General features: G+C 45.7%; 19 protein-coding genes and 1 pseudogene. 13 read left to right on the forward strand and 7 right to left on the reverse strand.

What is annotated here, in order from left to right:
• The first annotated feature begins 1 nt into the window (after position 1).
• The 3 genes from nspC to HH215_RS22195 all read left to right on the forward strand — a co-directional run bounded on the left by nspC (position 2) and on the right by HH215_RS22195 (position 3,043).
• Positions 2–1,129 carry a carboxynorspermidine decarboxylase gene (gene nspC, locus HH215_RS22185; RefSeq protein WP_169281883.1) on the forward strand — a complete coding sequence of 376 codons (1,128 nt, stop codon included), beginning with the start codon at positions 2–4 and terminating at the stop codon, positions 1,127–1,129.
• A gap of 200 nt (positions 1,130–1,329) precedes the next feature.
• Positions 1,330–2,364, forward strand: a complete 1,035-nt coding sequence (locus HH215_RS22190) for an ABC transporter permease (RefSeq protein WP_169281884.1) — start codon at positions 1,330–1,332, stop codon at positions 2,362–2,364.
• Position 2,365: 1 nt separating this feature from the next.
• Complete coding sequence (locus tag HH215_RS22195) at positions 2,366–3,043, forward strand: ABC transporter ATP-binding protein (RefSeq protein WP_169281885.1); 678 nt, start codon at positions 2,366–2,368, stop codon at positions 3,041–3,043.
• A gap of 93 nt (positions 3,044–3,136) precedes the next feature.
• On the opposite strand, the gene HH215_RS22200 is transcribed toward HH215_RS22195, so the two are convergent.
• Positions 3,137–3,682: a GbsR/MarR family transcriptional regulator gene (locus HH215_RS22200; protein WP_169281886.1), complete on the reverse strand. Its 546-nt coding sequence runs from the start codon at positions 3,680–3,682 to the stop codon at positions 3,137–3,139.
• Positions 3,683–3,875: 193 nt separating this feature from the next.
• On the opposite strand from HH215_RS22200, the gene HH215_RS22205 reads away from it, so the two are divergent.
• The 9 genes from HH215_RS22205 to HH215_RS22245 all read left to right on the forward strand — a co-directional run bounded on the left by HH215_RS22205 (position 3,876) and on the right by HH215_RS22245 (position 12,385).
• Positions 3,876–4,964, forward strand: a complete 1,089-nt coding sequence (locus HH215_RS22205; RefSeq protein ID WP_169281887.1) for an ABC transporter ATP-binding protein — start codon at positions 3,876–3,878, stop codon at positions 4,962–4,964.
• On the forward strand, positions 4,961–6,115 hold the full coding sequence (locus HH215_RS22210) for an alkaline phosphatase family protein (RefSeq protein ID WP_169281888.1): 1,155 nt from the start codon (positions 4,961–4,963) through the stop codon (positions 6,113–6,115). The genes HH215_RS22205 and HH215_RS22210 overlap by 4 nt, the downstream gene beginning before the upstream one ends.
• Positions 6,116–7,003 carry a carbohydrate ABC transporter permease gene (locus HH215_RS22215; protein ID WP_169281889.1) on the forward strand — a complete coding sequence of 296 codons (888 nt, stop codon included), beginning with the start codon at positions 6,116–6,118 and terminating at the stop codon, positions 7,001–7,003.
• Positions 7,004–7,012: 9 nt separating this feature from the next.
• Positions 7,013–7,840, forward strand: a complete 828-nt coding sequence (locus tag HH215_RS22220) for a carbohydrate ABC transporter permease (RefSeq protein WP_169281890.1) — start codon at positions 7,013–7,015, stop codon at positions 7,838–7,840.
• A gap of 95 nt (positions 7,841–7,935) precedes the next feature.
• On the forward strand, positions 7,936–9,282 hold the full coding sequence (locus HH215_RS22225) for an ABC transporter substrate-binding protein (protein ID WP_169281891.1): 1,347 nt from the start codon (positions 7,936–7,938) through the stop codon (positions 9,280–9,282).
• An 86-nt stretch (positions 9,283–9,368) separates the two neighbouring features.
• A complete protein-coding gene (locus HH215_RS22230) occupies positions 9,369–10,103 on the forward strand; it encodes an HAD hydrolase-like protein (RefSeq protein ID WP_169281892.1) in 735 nt (244 codons plus the stop codon).
• Entirely contained in the window at positions 10,103–11,032 is a 930-nt protein-coding gene (locus HH215_RS22235) for a TIM barrel protein (protein WP_254450184.1), read from the forward strand. The genes HH215_RS22230 and HH215_RS22235 overlap by 1 nt, the downstream gene beginning before the upstream one ends.
• Positions 11,033–11,057: 25 nt before the next feature.
• Positions 11,058–11,999, forward strand: coding sequence for an NAD(P)-dependent oxidoreductase (locus tag HH215_RS22240; RefSeq protein ID WP_169281893.1), 942 nt, complete (start codon positions 11,058–11,060; stop codon positions 11,997–11,999).
• 35 nt (positions 12,000–12,034) lie between these two features.
• The gene (locus HH215_RS22245) at positions 12,035–12,385 is read left to right on the forward strand and encodes a DMT family transporter (RefSeq protein ID WP_169281894.1); all 351 of its coding nucleotides are present in this window, start codon (positions 12,035–12,037) and stop codon (positions 12,383–12,385) included.
• A gap of 53 nt (positions 12,386–12,438) precedes the next feature.
• On the opposite strand, the gene HH215_RS22250 is transcribed toward HH215_RS22245, so the two are convergent.
• The 3 genes from HH215_RS22250 to HH215_RS22260 are packed head-to-tail and all read right to left on the reverse strand — an operon-like array spanning position 12,439 to position 14,304.
• Entirely contained in the window at positions 12,439–12,804 is a 366-nt protein-coding gene (locus tag HH215_RS22250; protein WP_169281895.1) for a GntR family transcriptional regulator, read from the reverse strand.
• A complete protein-coding gene (locus HH215_RS22255; protein ID WP_169281896.1) occupies positions 12,801–13,457 on the reverse strand; it encodes an ABC-2 transporter permease in 657 nt (218 codons plus the stop codon). Before HH215_RS22255 ends, HH215_RS22250 begins: the two co-directional genes overlap by 4 nt.
• A complete protein-coding gene (locus HH215_RS22260) occupies positions 13,450–14,304 on the reverse strand; it encodes an ABC transporter ATP-binding protein (RefSeq protein ID WP_169281897.1) in 855 nt (284 codons plus the stop codon). Before HH215_RS22260 ends, HH215_RS22255 begins: the two co-directional genes overlap by 8 nt.
• 115 nt (positions 14,305–14,419) lie before the next feature.
• On the opposite strand from HH215_RS22260, the pseudogene HH215_RS36490 reads away from it, so the two are divergent.
• Positions 14,420–14,689: pseudogene (locus HH215_RS36490) on the forward strand (class I SAM-dependent methyltransferase); the annotation flags it as partial.
• Positions 14,690–14,765: 76 nt separating this feature from the next.
• Here HH215_RS36490 and HH215_RS22270 read toward each other — a convergent pair.
• The 3 genes from HH215_RS22270 to HH215_RS22285 form a co-directional block, all read right to left on the reverse strand.
• The gene (locus tag HH215_RS22270; protein ID WP_169278026.1) at positions 14,766–15,182 is read right to left on the reverse strand and encodes an RNA polymerase sigma factor; all 417 of its coding nucleotides are present in this window, start codon (positions 15,180–15,182) and stop codon (positions 14,766–14,768) included.
• 549 nt (positions 15,183–15,731) lie between these two features.
• Entirely contained in the window at positions 15,732–16,496 is a 765-nt protein-coding gene (locus HH215_RS22280) for a glycosyltransferase family 2 protein (protein ID WP_169281898.1), read from the reverse strand.
• An 89-nt stretch (positions 16,497–16,585) separates the two neighbouring features.
• Positions 16,586–17,266: a TetR/AcrR family transcriptional regulator gene (locus tag HH215_RS22285; protein ID WP_169281899.1), complete on the reverse strand. Its 681-nt coding sequence runs from the start codon at positions 17,264–17,266 to the stop codon at positions 16,586–16,588.
• Positions 17,267–17,357: the final 91 nt, after the last annotated feature.

A 17,357-nucleotide genomic window follows, 5' to 3' on the forward strand; every position in this document is an offset into this window, starting at 1 on the left:
GATGCGGTTTGACGAACTGCCAACGCCTTGTTTCGTCGTCGATGAAGCTCTCATCGAGAAAAATCTTAAAATCCTGAGCGGCGTGATGCAGCGAACGGGAGCAAAGATTATTTTGGCCCAAAAAGCATTCTCTATGACAACCTTTTACCCCCTCATCGGCGAATACTTGAACGGCACGACAGCTAGCGGCTTATTCGAAGCCCGATTAGGCCACGAGGAGATGGGCAAAGAAAACCACGTCTTTGCCCCCGCCTATCGGGAAGACGAGATCGATGAAATCATCTCCATCTGCGACCATATCATTTTTAATTCCTTCTCGCAGTTAGAGAAGTTTAAAGACAAGGCTCTTCAAGCCGGCCGGAAGATCGGCGTGCGCATCAACCCGGAATGCTCGACCCAGGTCGGCCACGAGATCTACGATCCGTGTTCGCCCGGCTCCCGGTTCGGGGTCAAACGGGAGGATTTCCGCCCGGACTTGCTGGACGGCGTATCAGGACTGCACTTCCACACCCTCTGCCAGCAGAATTCCGACGACTTGGAAACGACGCTGCGCGCGGTCGAAGAGAGGTTCGGAGAGTGGCTGCCGCAGATGGAATGGATCAACTTTGGCGGCGGCCACCATATCACGAGAGACGATTATGATCTCTCCACCCTCGAAGCTTGTATTAAGCGGATGCAAGAAAAATATGGTCTAGAGGTTTATGTGGAACCAGGGGAAGCCGTAGCGCTCAACGCGGGTTACCTCATCACCTCCGTGCTGGATCTTCATAAGAACGGAATCGATATCGCAATTCTCGATACCTCCGCGACTTGTCATATGCCGGACGTATTGGAAATGCCGTATCGTCCCCCCGTTCTGGAGTCGGGAGATCCCGGAGAGAAGCCGTTTACTTATCGACTGACAGGCCAAACCTGCCTCACGGGAGATGTAATCGGGGACTATTCGTTCGATCAACCGTTAAAGTGCGGCGATCGTATCGTGTTCGGAGATATGGCGATCTATTCCATGGTGAAGACCAACACATTTAACGGTATGGCGCTGCCGGCCATTGCCGTTCAAAGCAAAGACGGCGATTGCAACGTGGTCCGCCAATTCGGCTATCAGGATTTTAAGACGCGACTAGCTTAGAATAATAGAGGTTTCATCCCTCACCCTTCATGACGCCTATGCTGGCACCGGTACTCAACCGGTATCCGCATAGGCGTCATTTGTAATTCGTTTCTGCGGCATCATAATAACGGTGATGATGAGCCTGTAATGCTCCGTTCATCATCCGTTCATATTGCGACTGCATACTCAAAGTGCAACAGAGAAAGGGAGGTGCAGTCATGAATATGGCATGGAAAGAAATCAAGAAAAGCAAAGCGAAGTTTGTTATTTTAGGCTCCATCATTTTTTTAGTTAGTTTTTTGACCTTTATCATATCGGGACTCGCCAATGGTTTATCGCAAGATAACGCGGCTTTAATCAAGAATCTACCCTCCGGTCATTTCTATATGAATGAAAAAGCGGATGAAACCTATACTCTTTCCAAAATAGATCCAAGCGTACAAGAACGCGTGTTACAGGAACATAAGGATGCAGCGGCACTTTCCATTCAGATGGGATTCGTGAACGATGCGGAGGACAAACAGCATGGAGTTGCCTTCGTGACTTCAACCGAATCTAAATTGTTCGAGAACGTGAAGCCAGGAGAAATCGTCTTAGATCGTTCCTTAGAGAAAGATGGCATTCAAGTCGGAGACGTATTAACGAACAATCAGTTCAGCGGTGAACTTAAAGTCATCGGATTTGCGGACCAGAAGAAATACAGCCACGCGCCCGTTGCTTTTATCCACATGGATAACTATAAAGAAATGTACCGCGTGAATACGATGCAATTGCTTTTCATCCCAACGCAGGATCAACCTCAGTCTATTGACGGATTACAATCTTTTTCAAAAAATCAGCTACTGAACACGATTGCGAGCTATAGTGCCGAACAAATGTCCCTTAACATGATTATTTGGTTCTTAGTCGCCATTAGCGGCATGTTGTTTGCGATTTTCTTCTATATGATGAATGTCCAGAAGATCGGACTGTACGGGATCTTGAAAGCAATCGGCGTAAAAACAAGTACTTTATTCCGTATGATGTGGACTCAAATGTTCTTCATCACCGCGATCGCGCTTGTATTATCCATTGCGCTCAGTCAGGGCTTTAATTCGATCGCACCGGAAGGCATGCCTTTTAGTCTCACGATGGGGACTACCATTCAATTGTCGATCCTATTCATAATCATTGGATTTATCGGCGCATCGCTTTCCGGTCTGCAAATTCGCAAAGTCGAGCCGCTACAAGCCATACAGCAAGGAGATGTCTAATATGACTACCTTCACGATACAAGACGTCCGAAAAACGTTTACGAACGGCGAAGTCGACGAACAAGTCTTAAACGGGGTCAATCTTTCCCAACAACAAGGGGAAATAACGGCTCTCGTAGGTGCTTCGGGATCTGGTAAAAGCACGCTTCTAACGATCGCGGCTGGCCTTCAGCGCGCATCCGGCGGACAGGTTATTTTCGAGGGAAAGAACATGATCGACATGACGCAAGAAGAGATTCGTAAAATACGCGCCAGTCAGTTCGGATTTATTTTTCAATCCTCTCATCTCGTGCCCTTCCTTACCGTAGAAGATCAGCTTATGCTGATGTTGAATGTGTCGGAGACCAAGATGAGTAAACGCGAGCAAAAAGAAGAAGTCATGAAGATCCTCAAAGCAATCGGCATGGAGCATCGCAAAAACGCCTATCCATCCTCATTGTCCGGTGGGGAGAAACAGCGGGTCGCGATTGGTCGTGCCATCATCCACAAGCCAAAAATGCTATTTGCCGATGAGCCTACTGCAAGTCTAGACTCCACCAGATCCAAGGATGTCATGACGCTCATCCGTAAATTGACGAAAGAATTAAACATTACAACCTTACTCGTGACGCATGATGAAGAAATGCTCTCATATGCTGACCACGTCATCACGATGAAGGATGGATTAATTATTAATTAACCAAAAGAAGCACCTTCATTCTGAAGGTGCTTCTTTTGGCGTGAAGGGCAAGGCGCGCTTATGCAAGCTAAAGTGTTATCACTTGCCGCAGTTTTACCGATCCAGAAACTCTCCGTCCCGCAGCCGGTTCACGAACTGCGTAAGCCATGTGTAATAATTGACGCCGTGGCGCAACTTATGAAGATCCCGCAGACATTCCTGCCTCTCGGCATCGCTCGTTTCCTCCGCAAGCGCGATTTCGGAAAGCTCGGGAATCACCTGATTAATCGCCTCGAGCATGACATCGATTTCCCTCTGGAGTTTCATGGTAAAGAAAACATGGAACGTCTGGAAAAAGTCGGTCTCCGCCACGTACTGATCCTTCCGATCCTTCTTTTCCTCCAACTTCGTAACCATTCTGGAGTCCAGCAACGACCGAATGGCATAGCTCATGTTGCTCTTGCTCATGTGCATATGGTCCTTCATATCCTCCAGAGTCATCGGTCTATCCTCGAAAAACATAATGCCGTACAGCTTGCCAAAAGAATAATTGGCGCCGTAAAGATCCATCGTTCTCGCGATAGCGTCGATGACCTGGTCGCGCAATTCGATGATGCGCCGCGGGGATTCTTCTTGAGCTTGAGTAGCCATCTGCCTCATTCGGACACGTCCTTTTTCAATTGTATGATCAGATTTACAAATACGGCATTTTAGGTTAACACCCAATTAACACATATGATTTACATTGAATGTACAAGTTTTTTTGTACGTAATGCAGTTATCGCGAATTTATACGACGATCATACCAAATATTCAAAAGAAATTGAATATTAAAAAATGAGGGATGTTTATTATGTCGAGTATCACTTTGAAATCATTGTCCAAAAAATATACGAACGATAAACACACTTTGGATCAAATCAATCTTGACATTAAAGATAAAGAATTTCTGGTTCTGCTGGGCCCCTCCGGATGCGGAAAATCCACTTTGCTGAGAATGATAGCCGGCATCGAAGACATTACGCAAGGTCAAGTCTATGTCGGGGACGTTTGCATCAACGATATGGAGCCTAAGGATCGGGGGGTGGCGATGGTTTTCCAAAACTATGCTTTGTATCCGCATATGACGGTATTCGAGAATATGGCTTACGGTTTGAAAATAAAAAAGGTGAAGAAAAACGAAAGAGAACAACGGATCAAGACGGCGGCCGATATTCTGCAAATCACTCCCTTGTTGAAACGATTCCCCAGCGAATTATCCGGCGGTCAAAAACAGCGGGTTGCGATCGGCAGAGCCATCGTTAAAGAGCCGAAAGTCTTCTTGATGGACGAGCCCTTATCCAATCTGGATGCGAAATTAAGAAACGAAATGAGAATCGAAATTAAAAAGCTTCACGAACGTTTGAATTCTACGTTTATCTATGTCACTCACGACCAGGTGGAGGCCGTCACGCTTGGGGATCGAATCGCCATTATGGCCGAGGGAGCGTTCAGGCAAATCGGAACCCCGATGGATATCCTCGAGTGCCCCGTGGATATGTTCGTCGCCAATTTTATCAGTTCGCCTCCCATCAATTACTTGGATGCTCGTCTGATTGAGCGAAATGGACAGACCTACTTGGATATAGAGGGAGTATTGCTAGAAACGAACTTGCCGATTCAGGTCATGCAGGATCACCCCGAAATTGTAGCCGGAATCAGACCCGAACATTGTTTCCTTGCAGACGACAATTCGAATGCATTAGAAATGGAAATTTTGTTCACTGAAATTATAGGTACGGATGTATTACTGCACTTGAAGTACAAGACGCGCGACTTTTTAGTGAAAAAAAGCTTTACGGAAACTTACGCGAAGGGACAGAAGCTTAACGTCGGGATGAAGCCAAACCATGTCATCGTATTCGACAAAACGACTCAGAAAAACGTAAGGAGGCTTCCATGAACGTTCTGATCTCGCTGGACGGTTTGAGCTATACCCTCTTTGAACGCTATTCCAAGGCATTTATAGAGAATAACTTTTCAATTTGCCACAAACTGGTCACCACGTTTCCGTCGGTTACATTCAACGCTCATGCTACGGCAATAACCGGAAGCAACCATGATAAACATTTCGTAATCGATAATATGTTGTCCCATTTCCGAACGATAGAAAGAATATCGCTGTACGGCGATCACGAGCTCATTTGCAATGAGGAGCTGCACAAGAAAACCTTATTTCGTTCGCTGGCCGCGCATGGATTAACGAGTTGCTGTATCCACTGGCCACTAACTTCCGGCAATCCTTATATTCATCATTTGGTTACGGAATCCAGCAGCAAAAAACAGCTTCTAAACGCCGAGGCGATAGACCAAATCGATGACTTGGCTTTGCATAAAACGATCAAGGCAATCGAATCCGGCGCCTATGATTTTATTGCTTCAAGATTTGTCGGTTACGATGCGCTGTCTCATAAACATGGGAAAGACTCTTTAGAGGCAACCCTTTACGTTGAGAGACTGTTGGAATATATCGGTCGAATAGATGCCTTGTTAAAGAAAAATCAGCGATCCTACAACTTGTTTATCTTTTCCGACCATGGCCAAAGCGATGTTGAAACGTTCTTCTATCCCAATGAGATTTTGGAGCAAAGTCGCTGGCGGGAAAACTTATTAAACGATCAAATTCGATTTGTCGGGGACGGAAGCGGATCGTTGCTGTTTTACAGCACGTTAGACAATCGTCAAAACAGAGAAATCATGGATTATTTCGGCCAATTTCCTGAAGTGAATCATTTCTATGAGCTGGAAGGAGCATCTAGTTCGGAATATCAGCCGATCGGAATCCTGGATTTGAACGCTACGGTATGCGGTGAAGATATCGTTCCCCCGGAGCAGCCCAAATATCGGACTATGAAGAGCTTACACGGGTATCACCCTTCTAACGTGGATGAAATGAACGGATTCATGGTATGCACAGGTTACCAGATCAATCGAAGCACAACCATTGAAGAAGCGCGTTTAGAGAACATTGCTCCTACATTAGCTAAGCTTTTTCAGATTTCGCACCCCTGCGACGGCGGAATCATCCACGACATGATTAGGGAGTATGACTAGATGGCCTGGCTAAAAAGCAAAAACGTAAAAGATAACCTGTGGGCATTTGCGCTGCTGTTGCCGACACTCGTTCCGTTGGTTGTTTTTTGGATCTATCCATTGACGAAATCGCTCCAGATTAGTTTTACCGATTGGAACTATATTTCGCCCACATATAACTATGTGATGATGGAGAACTACACAAATTTATTCAGCGATGCCTTTTTCGCCAAAGTATTGATGAATACGATCGTATTTACTTTTTTCACGGTAGTTCCTCCGATCCTAATCGGATTGTACGTCGCTACCAAGCTAAGCAAAATAAAAACGCTGCGTAATTTCTTTCTCGCATCTACGTTCTCGTCATGGATGGCGCCGACCGTTGTCGTTTCTATGGTTTGGGTCGGCATCTTCGATCGCGATTCGGGGATCGTTAATACCCTCTTGAAAGGGATTGGCCTAGAGCCTATTGAGTGGCTAGGCGGACGAACTACGGCGATGATTGTCGTTATTGTCGTCACCATCTGGCAGTATGTTGGACTAGCTATCTTGTTGCTTACGTCGTCATTGGCCAAATTAGATCCCGAAGTAGAGAAAGCGAATGCTTTGGACGGGGGCAAGGGGTTACGCAAATTGTTAAAGATCACCCTGCCCGCGATCTCGCCCATCCTTGTATTCTTGTTTATCTTTTTTACTCTCAATTCCCTGAAAGCCTATGATCAGATTTACATTATCACGCAAGGCGGACCTTCAGGCGCGACTTCGACCATTCTTTATTACTTCTACGTGTTGGCTTTCGAATGGTTCGAGACCGGACCCGCTTCGGCTTTGGCGATAATCTTCCTTGTCCTTTGTCTGCTGATCAGCGCATTAAATTATATCCTATCGAAATTTCTGTTTAGAAGGTGAGGCGGGGACTTGCACTTACCCAAATACAAAACGTGGATCAATTACGTAACGTTAATCGGCTTAAGCATACTGATGGTGTTTCCGTTTATCTGGATGCTCTTTACTTCCATAAAACCGAAAAACGAGATTTATAGCGGTACGATTTGGCCATCTTCGTTTCATTTTGAGAATTACATCAGAGTATTTACGGAAACCAAGATGCTCGTTTATTTGTGGAACAGTATTTATGTCAGCCTCATCGTCATTGCTTTTCAAATCGTAACGGCTATTTTGGCGGCATACGTATTCGCGGCGATTCGGAAAAAATGGGTTCAAGTCTGTTTCGTGCTCATATTGGCGACGTACATGCTGCCATCGGCCGTAACCTACATCCCTTCCTTCGTCCTGCTTTCGAAAGTGAATTTGCTGGATACGCATATGGGCTATATTTTCAGCGAGTTTATAAGCATTTTTGCAATCTTCTTCTTGCGGCAGTCTTTCAGCCAGGTGCCGAGCGAGGTAATTCATGCAGCAAAGTTGGATGGCGCCGGGCATTTGAAGCTCATCTTCACGGTGTATATTCCTTATTGCAAAAACGCTATTGCCTCCTTGGTATTGATCACGTTTATTTACAGCTACAACAACTATATGTGGCCTTCATTGCTGCTCAAATCTGAGGAAAACATGTTCGTCACCATCGGTTTGCGAAGGTTGTTTATGACTCAAGCGGGATATGGAATGGACTTCCCTCTAGCTATGGCCGCCTGCGCGGTGTCGCTTGCGCCGATGTTTATCCTGCTCGCCGTTTCAAGCAAAAGAATTATTCAATCGATGGCTAGTCTCTATGTGAATAAATAAGGCGGTGATGCGATTTCATCTGTATTCAACGGACTGATCATTATGGATATGGCTATACGAGACGCAAATAGAAATTTACCGGGAGGAATTTAACTGTGAACAAACCGAAAAGGAACTTGAAAAAAGCAATCCTATCCAGCTTATGTTTTACGCTTATTCTGACGGGGATCATCGGCTGCTCAAGCAACAATACCTCATCCCCGAAGAATGCAAACGAACCAAGCGAAACGAATGCAACGTCCGCACCCAAAGAGAAGGTCAAGCTGGAGTTCTATTATGGTCTTGGCGGCAAACTCGGGGAGACGATGGATAAAATCATTAAAGATTTTAACAGCGGCAATGAGCGGTATGAAGTCGTGCCGATCGTTCAAGGGGACTACGGCGAAACCTTGCAAGCCCTGCAAGCATCGCTCGCCGCCAATAAGCCGCCGGCACTGGCTATCAACGGTTACCCGGAATTCATGAAGCTGGCTAACAGCGAGGTACTGCTCCCTCTAGAAGAGTATATCGATCAACCGGAGTATAACAAAGACGATGTTCTTCTTCTGGAGCAAGGCAAATACAAGGATGCAACCTTGGGCGTTCCGGCATACGTCTCTACGCAAATGATGTACTACAGAAAAGATATTTTCGAGAAATACAATATCGATTACGATTCTCTGGAAAGCTTCGAACAATTAGCCGAAGCGGCGAAACTCATTAAAGAAAAAGAAGGAATCAGCGGTTGGTCCATCATGTGGTACGGAGAACATATGATCGATTACGCTCGTTCGACCGGCGGGGATATCGTCAGCGAAGACGGCAAAACCGTAACGATCGATTCGGATGAGTGGATTTATGCTTGGGACAATATCAGAAAATGGATTCATGAGGACAAAATCATGGATACGGTGTACGGAGGCAATGGCTGGGAGTGGTGGTATAAGACCATCGACAATGTAATGAACGGCAAATCGGCCGGATATACGGGCTCGTCCGGCGACGGCGGAGACTTGGATTTCTCCAAGATGGCAACGGGAATGCAAAAAGGATTCAATGGCAGCAAACCAAGACCCGTAGCCGTATCCGTTATGTTCAACCTGTTCAAATCTTCTCCTAAAGAGCAGCAGCAAGGCGCTTGGGAATTCGTGAAATTCTTCTCGGAAGCGAATCAGACGGCTTCATGGAGCGTGGAAACGGGATATATTCCGATTCGGAACAGCGCCGTGGAGACCGAAATCTATAAGAACAAATTAAAAGAAAATCCTTACTTCTCGATTCCATTGGAACAAGCCAAGACGAACGGGATTCCTCCCTTCGTAGATCCGACGGGCGGTAAAATTTATGCCGAAATCGATTTGGCGAAGGACAAAGTACTCATCGAGAACGTTCCCGCGGCGGAAGCGCTGAAGGAAGCGAAGAAGAAGGCACAGGCAGAGCTTGATAAAGTTCTGAAGAAGTAATGTAAGCAAGCCGGGAAACCCGCTGCTATCTCGGAGCAGCGGGGATCTTCCTCCCACAAAAATCATAACTATTGGAGAGATAAACAATGAATCATAACATTGCATTAGCTGTATTCGATCTGGCGGGAACCCTTGTCGAGGATCAAAACGCGGTCAGGGATTGTCTTCATCAAGCGGCCGTGGAATACGGATTAAACGTAACGAAAGATGAAATCAGCACCCACATGGGAACGAACAAGATTCATTTGTATCAGTTTTTGATCGCAAGAACGAACGGGAAAATGATCGACTTCAAAAATTTCGAAATCGATATCGACGGTTCCACCCACGATGAAGCCGTTAAACTTTACGAGCGTTATACGGAACATATGATTGCTTATTATCAACAAAATTGCCGAGAAATCGAAGGCGCAACGGAAACCCTGAAATGGTGCAAAAACAACGGAATTCTGGTCGCGACGGGAACAGGATTTCATAAGGAGATTAACCGCGTCATTATGGAGTCGCTCGGTTGGGTGAAGAATGGCTTGATCGATTACGCGGTAGACTTGGACATGGTTCCTGAAGGCAAGGGACGCCCTGCTCCCTTTATGCTTTTCAAAGCGATGGAGTATTTAAATGTTCAGAACGTAAGACAGGTAATCAAAATCGGCGACACTCCCGCCGACATGCTTGAAGGTTATAATGCGGGCTGCAAAGCGGTCATCGGAGTCATGCAAGGATCTACTCCGATCGAAGTATGGGGCAAGTACTATCATACGCATGTTATCGACACCGTGAAAGAACTGCCGGAGCTCATTACGTCCGGTAAAATCGTATAATGGATCAACTTGAAAACACAGCAAGCATAGGCATCGTGCTGCCTAAGTTGTTTCCCTTTAACCAAACGAATCCTGAACAGATGATCTCTAATCTGTTGACCATACTGGAAGACCCCTTCTTCACGGCGGTAGAAGTCTCTTATATCGCGGATAAGAAAACCCGAGAACTTGCGGCGAAGTATATGCAGTACAGTTGCGTAGAAATCATTTTCAACGGCGGAGATGCCTTCAGACAATTAAACATCGATTTAAGTTCCTTGGATTCGGCTGTTAGAAACCGCTCCGTCGAGCAGTGTAAAACCTTGATCGATCACTGTTACGAAATGAATGCCCGAATCATGCACATCGTGACAGGGAAGTTCGAAGGAGAAGACAGCAAACAGCACAACATCAACGCGTTCATTGCTTCTACCATGGAGCTATGCAAGTATGCCAAACAAAAAGCGGAAACGTACGAGCTCTGTATTTCGCTCGAGATCGGGGATCGGCATGTTGACCGCAACTATTTGCTCGGTCCCACTCACGAAGCGGTTCATGCTGCAAGAACGATCCGTAACGAATATGATAATTTCGGTCTTCTGCTGGATCAAAGCCACCTTCCGCTTATGGGAGAAGATCCGCATAAGTCGCTATGGCTTGCCAAAGATTATTTAACCCACATTCATCTCGGGAATTGTTATTTGAAAGACAGACAAGCCCCTTATTTCGGAGATAAGCATATTCCTTTTGGCGTTAAAGATTCGGAAGTCGGCGTTGCGGAGCTTACGAAGTTCATCGCGACTTTGCATACGATTGATTTTTTTAGAAGCCCGAAACCAACAAGAAAGCCCGTGATGACCTTTGAGGTAGGTTGTCTGGAGAATGAGTCTCCCCGGCTGGTTATCGCAAATCTAAAGCGTAATTTCCGGGAAGCTTGGGCGAACGCATAATCTGAGTACAGGAGTTGTAGCGCTAGTGAACGTATTAATTACTGGATTTTTTAACGAATCTTCCAAACAAAGAGTCACTCGATCGTTCCCGGAGGGATGGAATATTCAAATCGTCGAACCTCAGAGATGCGAGGAATTCATCGGCGAAGCGGATGTGTTAATTCCGGAACATATCGAAGTAAACGAAGCCTTATTGAGTAAAGCCCGAAACTTAAAATTCGTTCAAACCGGTGCCGGTTATGACAATGTTGATATTGAAGCCTGCACGAATAGAAACATCTGGGTAAGCAACGCCGCCGGAGTAAACGCGAATGCCGTAGCGGAACATATCTTCGCTCTTGTTCTCGGATATTACAAGAACATCTCTTTTCTCGATCAAGCGATGAAGAATCGGGAGGATGAAACGAAGCTGGATTATGTGGGCGGCGAGTTGCTCGGCAAAACAATCGGCACCATAGGCTTTGGAGCGATCGGATCCCGGGTAGCCGAGCTGGCAAAAGCTTTCAAGATGAACGTTCTGGCATATGACGCTTATAAAAGCATCGAAAATCACGACGTTGAACAGGTTGATTTAGATACCCTAATCGCGAATTCAGACGTGATTACCGTTAATATTTTTCTGAACCCGTCTACAAGGAACCTAGTCGATAAAACATTCTTGAATAAAATGAAAAGCAACGCGTTACTTGTAAACACGGCAAGAGGACCTCTTGTATGCGAAGAGGATCTGATAAATGCCCTAAAGAACAATGTGATTGGCGGCGCTTGCTTGGACGTATTCCAAGTAGAGCCGTTAAGCGTGAACAGCGAATTGAGAACTTTGAAGAACGTTATCTTAACCCCTCATACGGCAGGGATGCCGGATGGAACGAAGTTTCACGAAACACGGTATCGTTTCTTCGTTCAAAATATACAAAGAATACGGAATAATGAACCGCCTCAAAACAACTTAAATCAAATCAGCTAAAGTTAAGCATACGGTAGCAGGGATGTGATCCAAATATGGCATGGGTTTATTTGCTCTTCGCCATTTTACTTGAAATCGCCGGAACAGTATCCTTAAAGCTATCGCAGGGATTTACGAAGATGATTCCGTCCGTTCTGATGGTCGCGTTTTATTTACTGGCCTTCTTCAACTTAAGCCTGTCGCTCAAGCAAGTCCCGATCAGCGTCGCTTATGCGATCTGGTCCGGTCTCGGCACGGCTGCCGTCGCGATCATCGGTTATATGTACTTTCAGGAAACGATGACTCCGTTCAAAGTAGTCTCCATCTGTTTGATCGTTCTCGGGGTCATCGGGCTCAATTTCGGAGGCGGGACACACGGTCCGGATCAACCCGGAATTTCAAATTAGAACGGCGCCCATTTGGGCGCCTTTTTGAATTGAACACGATCTACGAAAGGCTGTTAATAAATCTTTTTCAGCAGCCCAATCACTTCGTCTAGGGTGAGGCCAAAGGACTTGTAGTAAGATGTATCGCTTTCCATTTGCTTCAGGATCATTTCGTTACGTAATCGTAGCGTCTCATCCGACGAGAATTCGGCTACGAAACACCCTTTACCCGTTACCGTATTAATCAAGCCGCTTCGTTCGAGTTCTTCCCAAGCTTTCTTTACGGTGATGACGCTAACGCGAAGCTCCAAGGCCGCTTGACGAATGGGCGGCAAACAATAGCCGCTTTCTAGCTCGCCTTTCAGAATTTGGGCGCTGATTTGTTCGAAAAGCTGCTGATAAATCGGTTTTTCGGAAGTGCTCGAGATGGATACGTTCATAATATTTCTACTTTTAGGAATCGTTTAACCGCAATCCGATATGCAATCATGGTACATGCAACGAATATCACGATTCCTGCGATTAAAATGGAGATTTGAAGCGCCGTATTGTCCACCCCGGTACCGTTAAAAGTATCATAGACAAAAGAATTCTGGATTCCGATCCACTGTGCAACTCCGGCAAAAAGCATAGCGCCCGTAATGGATGCGGTCATCGCCCCTCCATATTTATACGCCGTCTTGTAGTACATGGGTATAAATATCACGTTGAAGATCGCAAGCATGACAAAACAGAGACCCCAAAAACCCATGTGCGGCGCGAAGAAATAGTAGGTTAGATGCGGGTATAAGCGAATCGTGAACAAGCCATAGATCATGGCAATGACAACATGCAATAATTCCAGGATGACTATAACGGTTATCCTTGCTTTCACGATGTCTCTTTTGGTTACGGGCATCAACGAGGTAAACATCAAATCGTTCTGAGTTCTAAATCCGGCGAACGTGTTCGGTATCGTTATCCAACAAAAATACAGGGGGACGAGAAAATAGAGCCAAGCGGGAACAAGCATTAAGGCGCCCATTAAAAAAGGAAATGCGAAAAACGCAGGATTTACTCCTAATTTCAAATCCTTCATCACCAAGTTATACATGCATATCCTCCTTTTTCGCGAAATAAATCATGATTTCCTCGAGATTCGGCGTAGTCGCTTTAATATCGGAAGAGGAGTCGAAGTCTCTGGAATGGATCAATCCCGTAAAGCCGAATGAATTGATTTTGTAGGAAATCAACCGCTCTTTCACCCGGTTCAGTTGGCTTTCGTTACCGCTCAGCAAGCGGTAGGACTCCATAAATTCGTTTTTCTCGGAACTCGCGATGATTTGCCCGTTTACGATAAAGGTAATAAAATCGGCGCATTTCTCCAAGTCGGACGTAATGTGAGTGGAGAATAGAATGCTGATTTCTCCATCCAATACGAGCTCTTGAAAAATATCCAACAGATCGTCTCTCGCGGCCGGATCGAGTCCGCTTGTCGGTTCATCGAGGACGAGAAGCTTCGCGCCATGGGACAGGGCAATGGCCAAATTGTACTTCACTTTCATACCCGCCGACAATTCGGCGATTTTTTTGTTTTCATCCAATTTGAATCTTCTCAAATAGTTGTAATAAGTTTCATCATCCCAGTTCTTGTAGAACTTCTTGATGACATGGGTCAAAGTTTTCATTTTGCTTCGAGTATAAAAGTCTACGCCGCCGAATGCGCATCCGATTTCTTGTTTCAATTCGATCTCGTGTTCGACGATATTCTTGCCCAAGATATGGACTTCGCCGCTATCCATACGGACCATATTCAAGATCGATTTTATCGTGGTTGTTTTTCCCGCGCCGTTGGCGCCGATAAACCCCATAATATAGCCCTTTTCCAGTTGAAACGAGACGTCTTTTAACTGGAAATGGGGGTACTTCTTATTTAAATTTCGAATATCCAATGCGAGCATATCGTGCCTCCTCATTAAATTGTGTATGTTGTGTATGCACAATATATCATGAAGGGGTTTTTTAAGTCAATTGCCCTGCAACCTAATATTGGATAATTTTAAAGCTAACGATTTCTGCGTTGTCGAAGAAAATGATAGGCTTGTGTTTAAAAAATGTTACTTCGATGAATCTTGGTATTCGGTTTCTCTTGACGACAGTGCGCTAAAATTATCGGATCGTAAACTATCCACCTAGGTGAACGCGTTGGCCAAAGCGGGATTTGTCATTTAGCAAATGATTGAGCAATCCGACGAAGAAGTTATGAATAACAGCGATTTTACAAAAAAAGCAAAAATGCTTCCTGTAACTCCTGTAACTCTTGTAATCAAGGCAAGAAAACTATAGTATCCGACAGCTTAAGCGGTTAAGAAAAAGGCACCCTAGTAGGGTACCCTCGGAGATATTTCTACAATTGCCGCATTTAGATCTCGGAAGCTTGGCGGTTCAGAAATCGTCGAACCGAAACATCGGTGCTTAGTCCAATAGCGCGGCTATAAGCGGAACGGGCATCCTCTTCTCGATGCATCCGCTTGTACAAATGACCGGCAAGCGCCCAATAGGGCTGATAGTTCACTACTTCAGCAGATGGAATAGCTTCCAGCAAGGTAATGCCGCTTGCCGATCCATAAGCCTCCGCGACCGCGGCGGCTCGTCCGACTAATGCGCCCAGTGTCGGGTGCGTACGAATGAGACCCTCGTATAACTGAGCAATGGCCTCCCACTCGATACGCCCGGTCCGTAAACGCTGAGCATGTACCGATTGAATCGCGGCCATGAGCTGAAAGCGACCGATTCCACCGGCTTGCGAAGCGGTATGCAAATAACGCTCCGCTTCCATGATCAAGCGTTGATCCCATCGCGTGCAGTCTTGCTCGGAGAGGGGGATATAGTTCCCTCTGCAACATAAGCGGCGTACGCATCACGGGATCAATTGCCGGATGCGTACAAAGAAACATCATTCTCAGCCGCTCGTCCGGAAAAGCATCGGTAGAAAGAAGCCCGACGTTGAGTATCTTCGGACATGCTTCTTTCGTCTCGGCAAACGGTCCGTCCTGAACCACCGTCTCGCCGCCATGCCGCTTTATCGTCGCAGCTGTCTCCGGGGCATAGAGACCCGAACCGTATACCACGATTCCCGCCTCCTGCAAAGCGCGCACATAGTGCGTCCAGCTTGCCAAGTATTCTTGTTGCCGTGCAGGATCCGTTCTAGCCGCAAAATCCTCCTGACCCTCATACAACATCAAAGTATACCTCATACAAAACTCCTCTCTATAAGTCCTATTGGAATTTGGTTTCGCTATAATGACGTATCAGCTATTCCGATTTCTACATTTCGGGAAAAATTATTTAAAACCTTGCCGTTACTTGTCTTACGGCTCAGTTTTGGTCATATCGTGATATTCTTTAAACCGAACTCTTCTTCCGTATTACAAAAAGTAAGCTTGCCATATTCACGACGATTATCGATATACTGGGGGATACCGGACTTTCTTAACGTATCGCTAAATATTACATATTCATATCTGCCGCTGCCATCATCGTATTTGACAACATCCAAAACTTCATTCCGAACCAAGTAAGTGCAATGAATGACCCCGACCTCGATCAATCCCTTGATTGACTTCCATAAAACATCAAAGTATAAGCTTGAATATTTGTAGTAACCATTTTCATCGGTATCATAGTGATAGTTGGAATAATTACTCAATGGATCATCGCCGTTTCGCAGCAATGGTCCAACCACCGGCAAACGGGTATGAAGAAGCATTTCAAGCGTTTCGGGTACGATAAAGTTATCGCAATCAATGACAAAGTAATGAGTCCCTCTTGCTTTTGCCCATTCTATAGATTCTTGACGTAAACGTCCTAATACTTTGAACCTCAAATAATTCCATTCATGCGGACCAAATTCTTGTACGGGTTCCTCAACATCGCTTGAATCGAAATGAATTTCCGAATACTTGTCTTTTACTTTTTCAATCCACTGCTCAAGCACGCTTGCCGTATGATCTCGATTGTTATTCGTACGTATATAAAGCTTGATTTGCGAAGCCGGATAGGTCTGATTCTCGATTAGGTTAAGGTACATAGGCAATACATGGGCTTTATCCTTAGCAAGAATGGCAATGGTTACAAGAGAGGTCGGTTGCATTTTAAGAATTATCTCCTTTTTCATATAGGGTATGAGTCGGAGATGTTTTATGTTATATACTACGGTGTTGCCGAACTGACTGTAACATTCTACTTCTCCTGCTCCTTTATTATCTGCTCGATGCCCAGCAGAATCAGCTTCAAGCCGAACTCGAACGCCCGGTCGGTTCCCATCAGCTCGAACAACCCGTTCGTGAACATCCTCCGGAACAATCCCGCTTCCGACTCGCCCATGGAGTCCAGAAGGCGAATCATCTCATCACCCGGAAGCTCTTCCTGATCCTTAAGGATAGCGGAGACATTGCGCTCGTGTTGATAATCGTCCAGAACGAAATAGAACACATAATTCACAAGCGTAGTCACCACTTGCATTTTCTGCTCTTGCTCAAGCGGCGTCGATTCCACGCATAGCAGCATACGGTTAGTGAACCGAATGATGTCCGGTTCGTGGGGCAGCGTCATCATCATGAGCTGCGTGGAGCAGGGATACCGGCTGAGCACACTCCGTACCGTTACCGCAAGCCCCGTCATCTGCTCCTTCCAGTCCCCTTCGGAGTGGAACTCCTCCAGAATCATTTTTGACACCTGGTTGGCCAGACGCTGATAGAGATTCTGCTTGCTCTTGAAGTACCAGTACAGGGAGGGAGCCTGAATTCCCAGCCGTTCGGCCAATCGTCTCAAGCTGAATTTCTCGATGCCCTCCTCCCCCAGAAGCTCCCACGAGGTTTCCAAAATCTTATCCTCCGAAATCTGAGGCTGCTGCTTTTTCATCGGTATCCACCCTTTTATCTAACAGTGTAAGTTTGTTCTTTACAGGTTAATAAGTTCATGATATCATCTAACACTGTAAGGTTCAATCTAA

Origin of the sequence: Cohnella herbarum, from assembly GCF_012849095.1 — a bacterium.
In the GTDB taxonomy this organism is placed as follows: Bacteria; Bacillota; Bacilli; order Paenibacillales; family Paenibacillaceae; genus Cohnella; species Cohnella herbarum.

What these genes read in the sequence shown, in the direction of transcription:
- nspC (WP_169281883.1), top strand. Translation starts at nt 2, where the DNA reads ATGCGGTTTGACGAACTGCCAACGCCTTGTTTCGTCGTCGATGAAGCT.
- HH215_RS22190 (WP_169281884.1), top strand. Translation starts at nt 1,330, where the DNA reads ATGAATATGGCATGGAAAGAAATCAAGAAAAGCAAAGCGAAGTTTGTT.
- HH215_RS22195 (WP_169281885.1), top strand. Translation starts at nt 2,366, where the DNA reads ATGACTACCTTCACGATACAAGACGTCCGAAAAACGTTTACGAACGGC.
- HH215_RS22200 (WP_169281886.1), bottom strand. Translation starts at nt 3,682, where the DNA reads ATGAGGCAGATGGCTACTCAAGCTCAAGAAGAATCCCCGCGGCGCATC.
- HH215_RS22205 (WP_169281887.1), top strand. Translation starts at nt 3,876, where the DNA reads ATGTCGAGTATCACTTTGAAATCATTGTCCAAAAAATATACGAACGAT.
- HH215_RS22210 (WP_169281888.1), top strand. Translation starts at nt 4,961, where the DNA reads ATGAACGTTCTGATCTCGCTGGACGGTTTGAGCTATACCCTCTTTGAA.
- HH215_RS22215 (WP_169281889.1), top strand. Translation starts at nt 6,116, where the DNA reads ATGGCCTGGCTAAAAAGCAAAAACGTAAAAGATAACCTGTGGGCATTT.
- HH215_RS22230 (WP_169281892.1), top strand. Translation starts at nt 9,369, where the DNA reads ATGAATCATAACATTGCATTAGCTGTATTCGATCTGGCGGGAACCCTT.
- HH215_RS22235 (WP_254450184.1), top strand. Translation starts at nt 10,103, where the DNA reads ATGGATCAACTTGAAAACACAGCAAGCATAGGCATCGTGCTGCCTAAG.
- HH215_RS22245 (WP_169281894.1), top strand. Translation starts at nt 12,035, where the DNA reads ATGGCATGGGTTTATTTGCTCTTCGCCATTTTACTTGAAATCGCCGGA.
- HH215_RS22250 (WP_169281895.1), bottom strand. Translation starts at nt 12,804, where the DNA reads ATGAACGTATCCATCTCGAGCACTTCCGAAAAACCGATTTATCAGCAG.
- HH215_RS22255 (WP_169281896.1), bottom strand. Translation starts at nt 13,457, where the DNA reads ATGTATAACTTGGTGATGAAGGATTTGAAATTAGGAGTAAATCCTGCG.
- HH215_RS22260 (WP_169281897.1), bottom strand. Translation starts at nt 14,304, where the DNA reads ATGCTCGCATTGGATATTCGAAATTTAAATAAGAAGTACCCCCATTTC.
- HH215_RS22270 (WP_169278026.1), bottom strand. Translation starts at nt 15,182, where the DNA reads ATGGAAGCGGAGCGTTATTTGCATACCGCTTCGCAAGCCGGTGGAATC.
- HH215_RS22280 (WP_169281898.1), bottom strand. Translation starts at nt 16,496, where the DNA reads ATGCAACCGACCTCTCTTGTAACCATTGCCATTCTTGCTAAGGATAAA.
- HH215_RS22285 (WP_169281899.1), bottom strand. Translation starts at nt 17,266, where the DNA reads ATGAAAAAGCAGCAGCCTCAGATTTCGGAGGATAAGATTTTGGAAACC.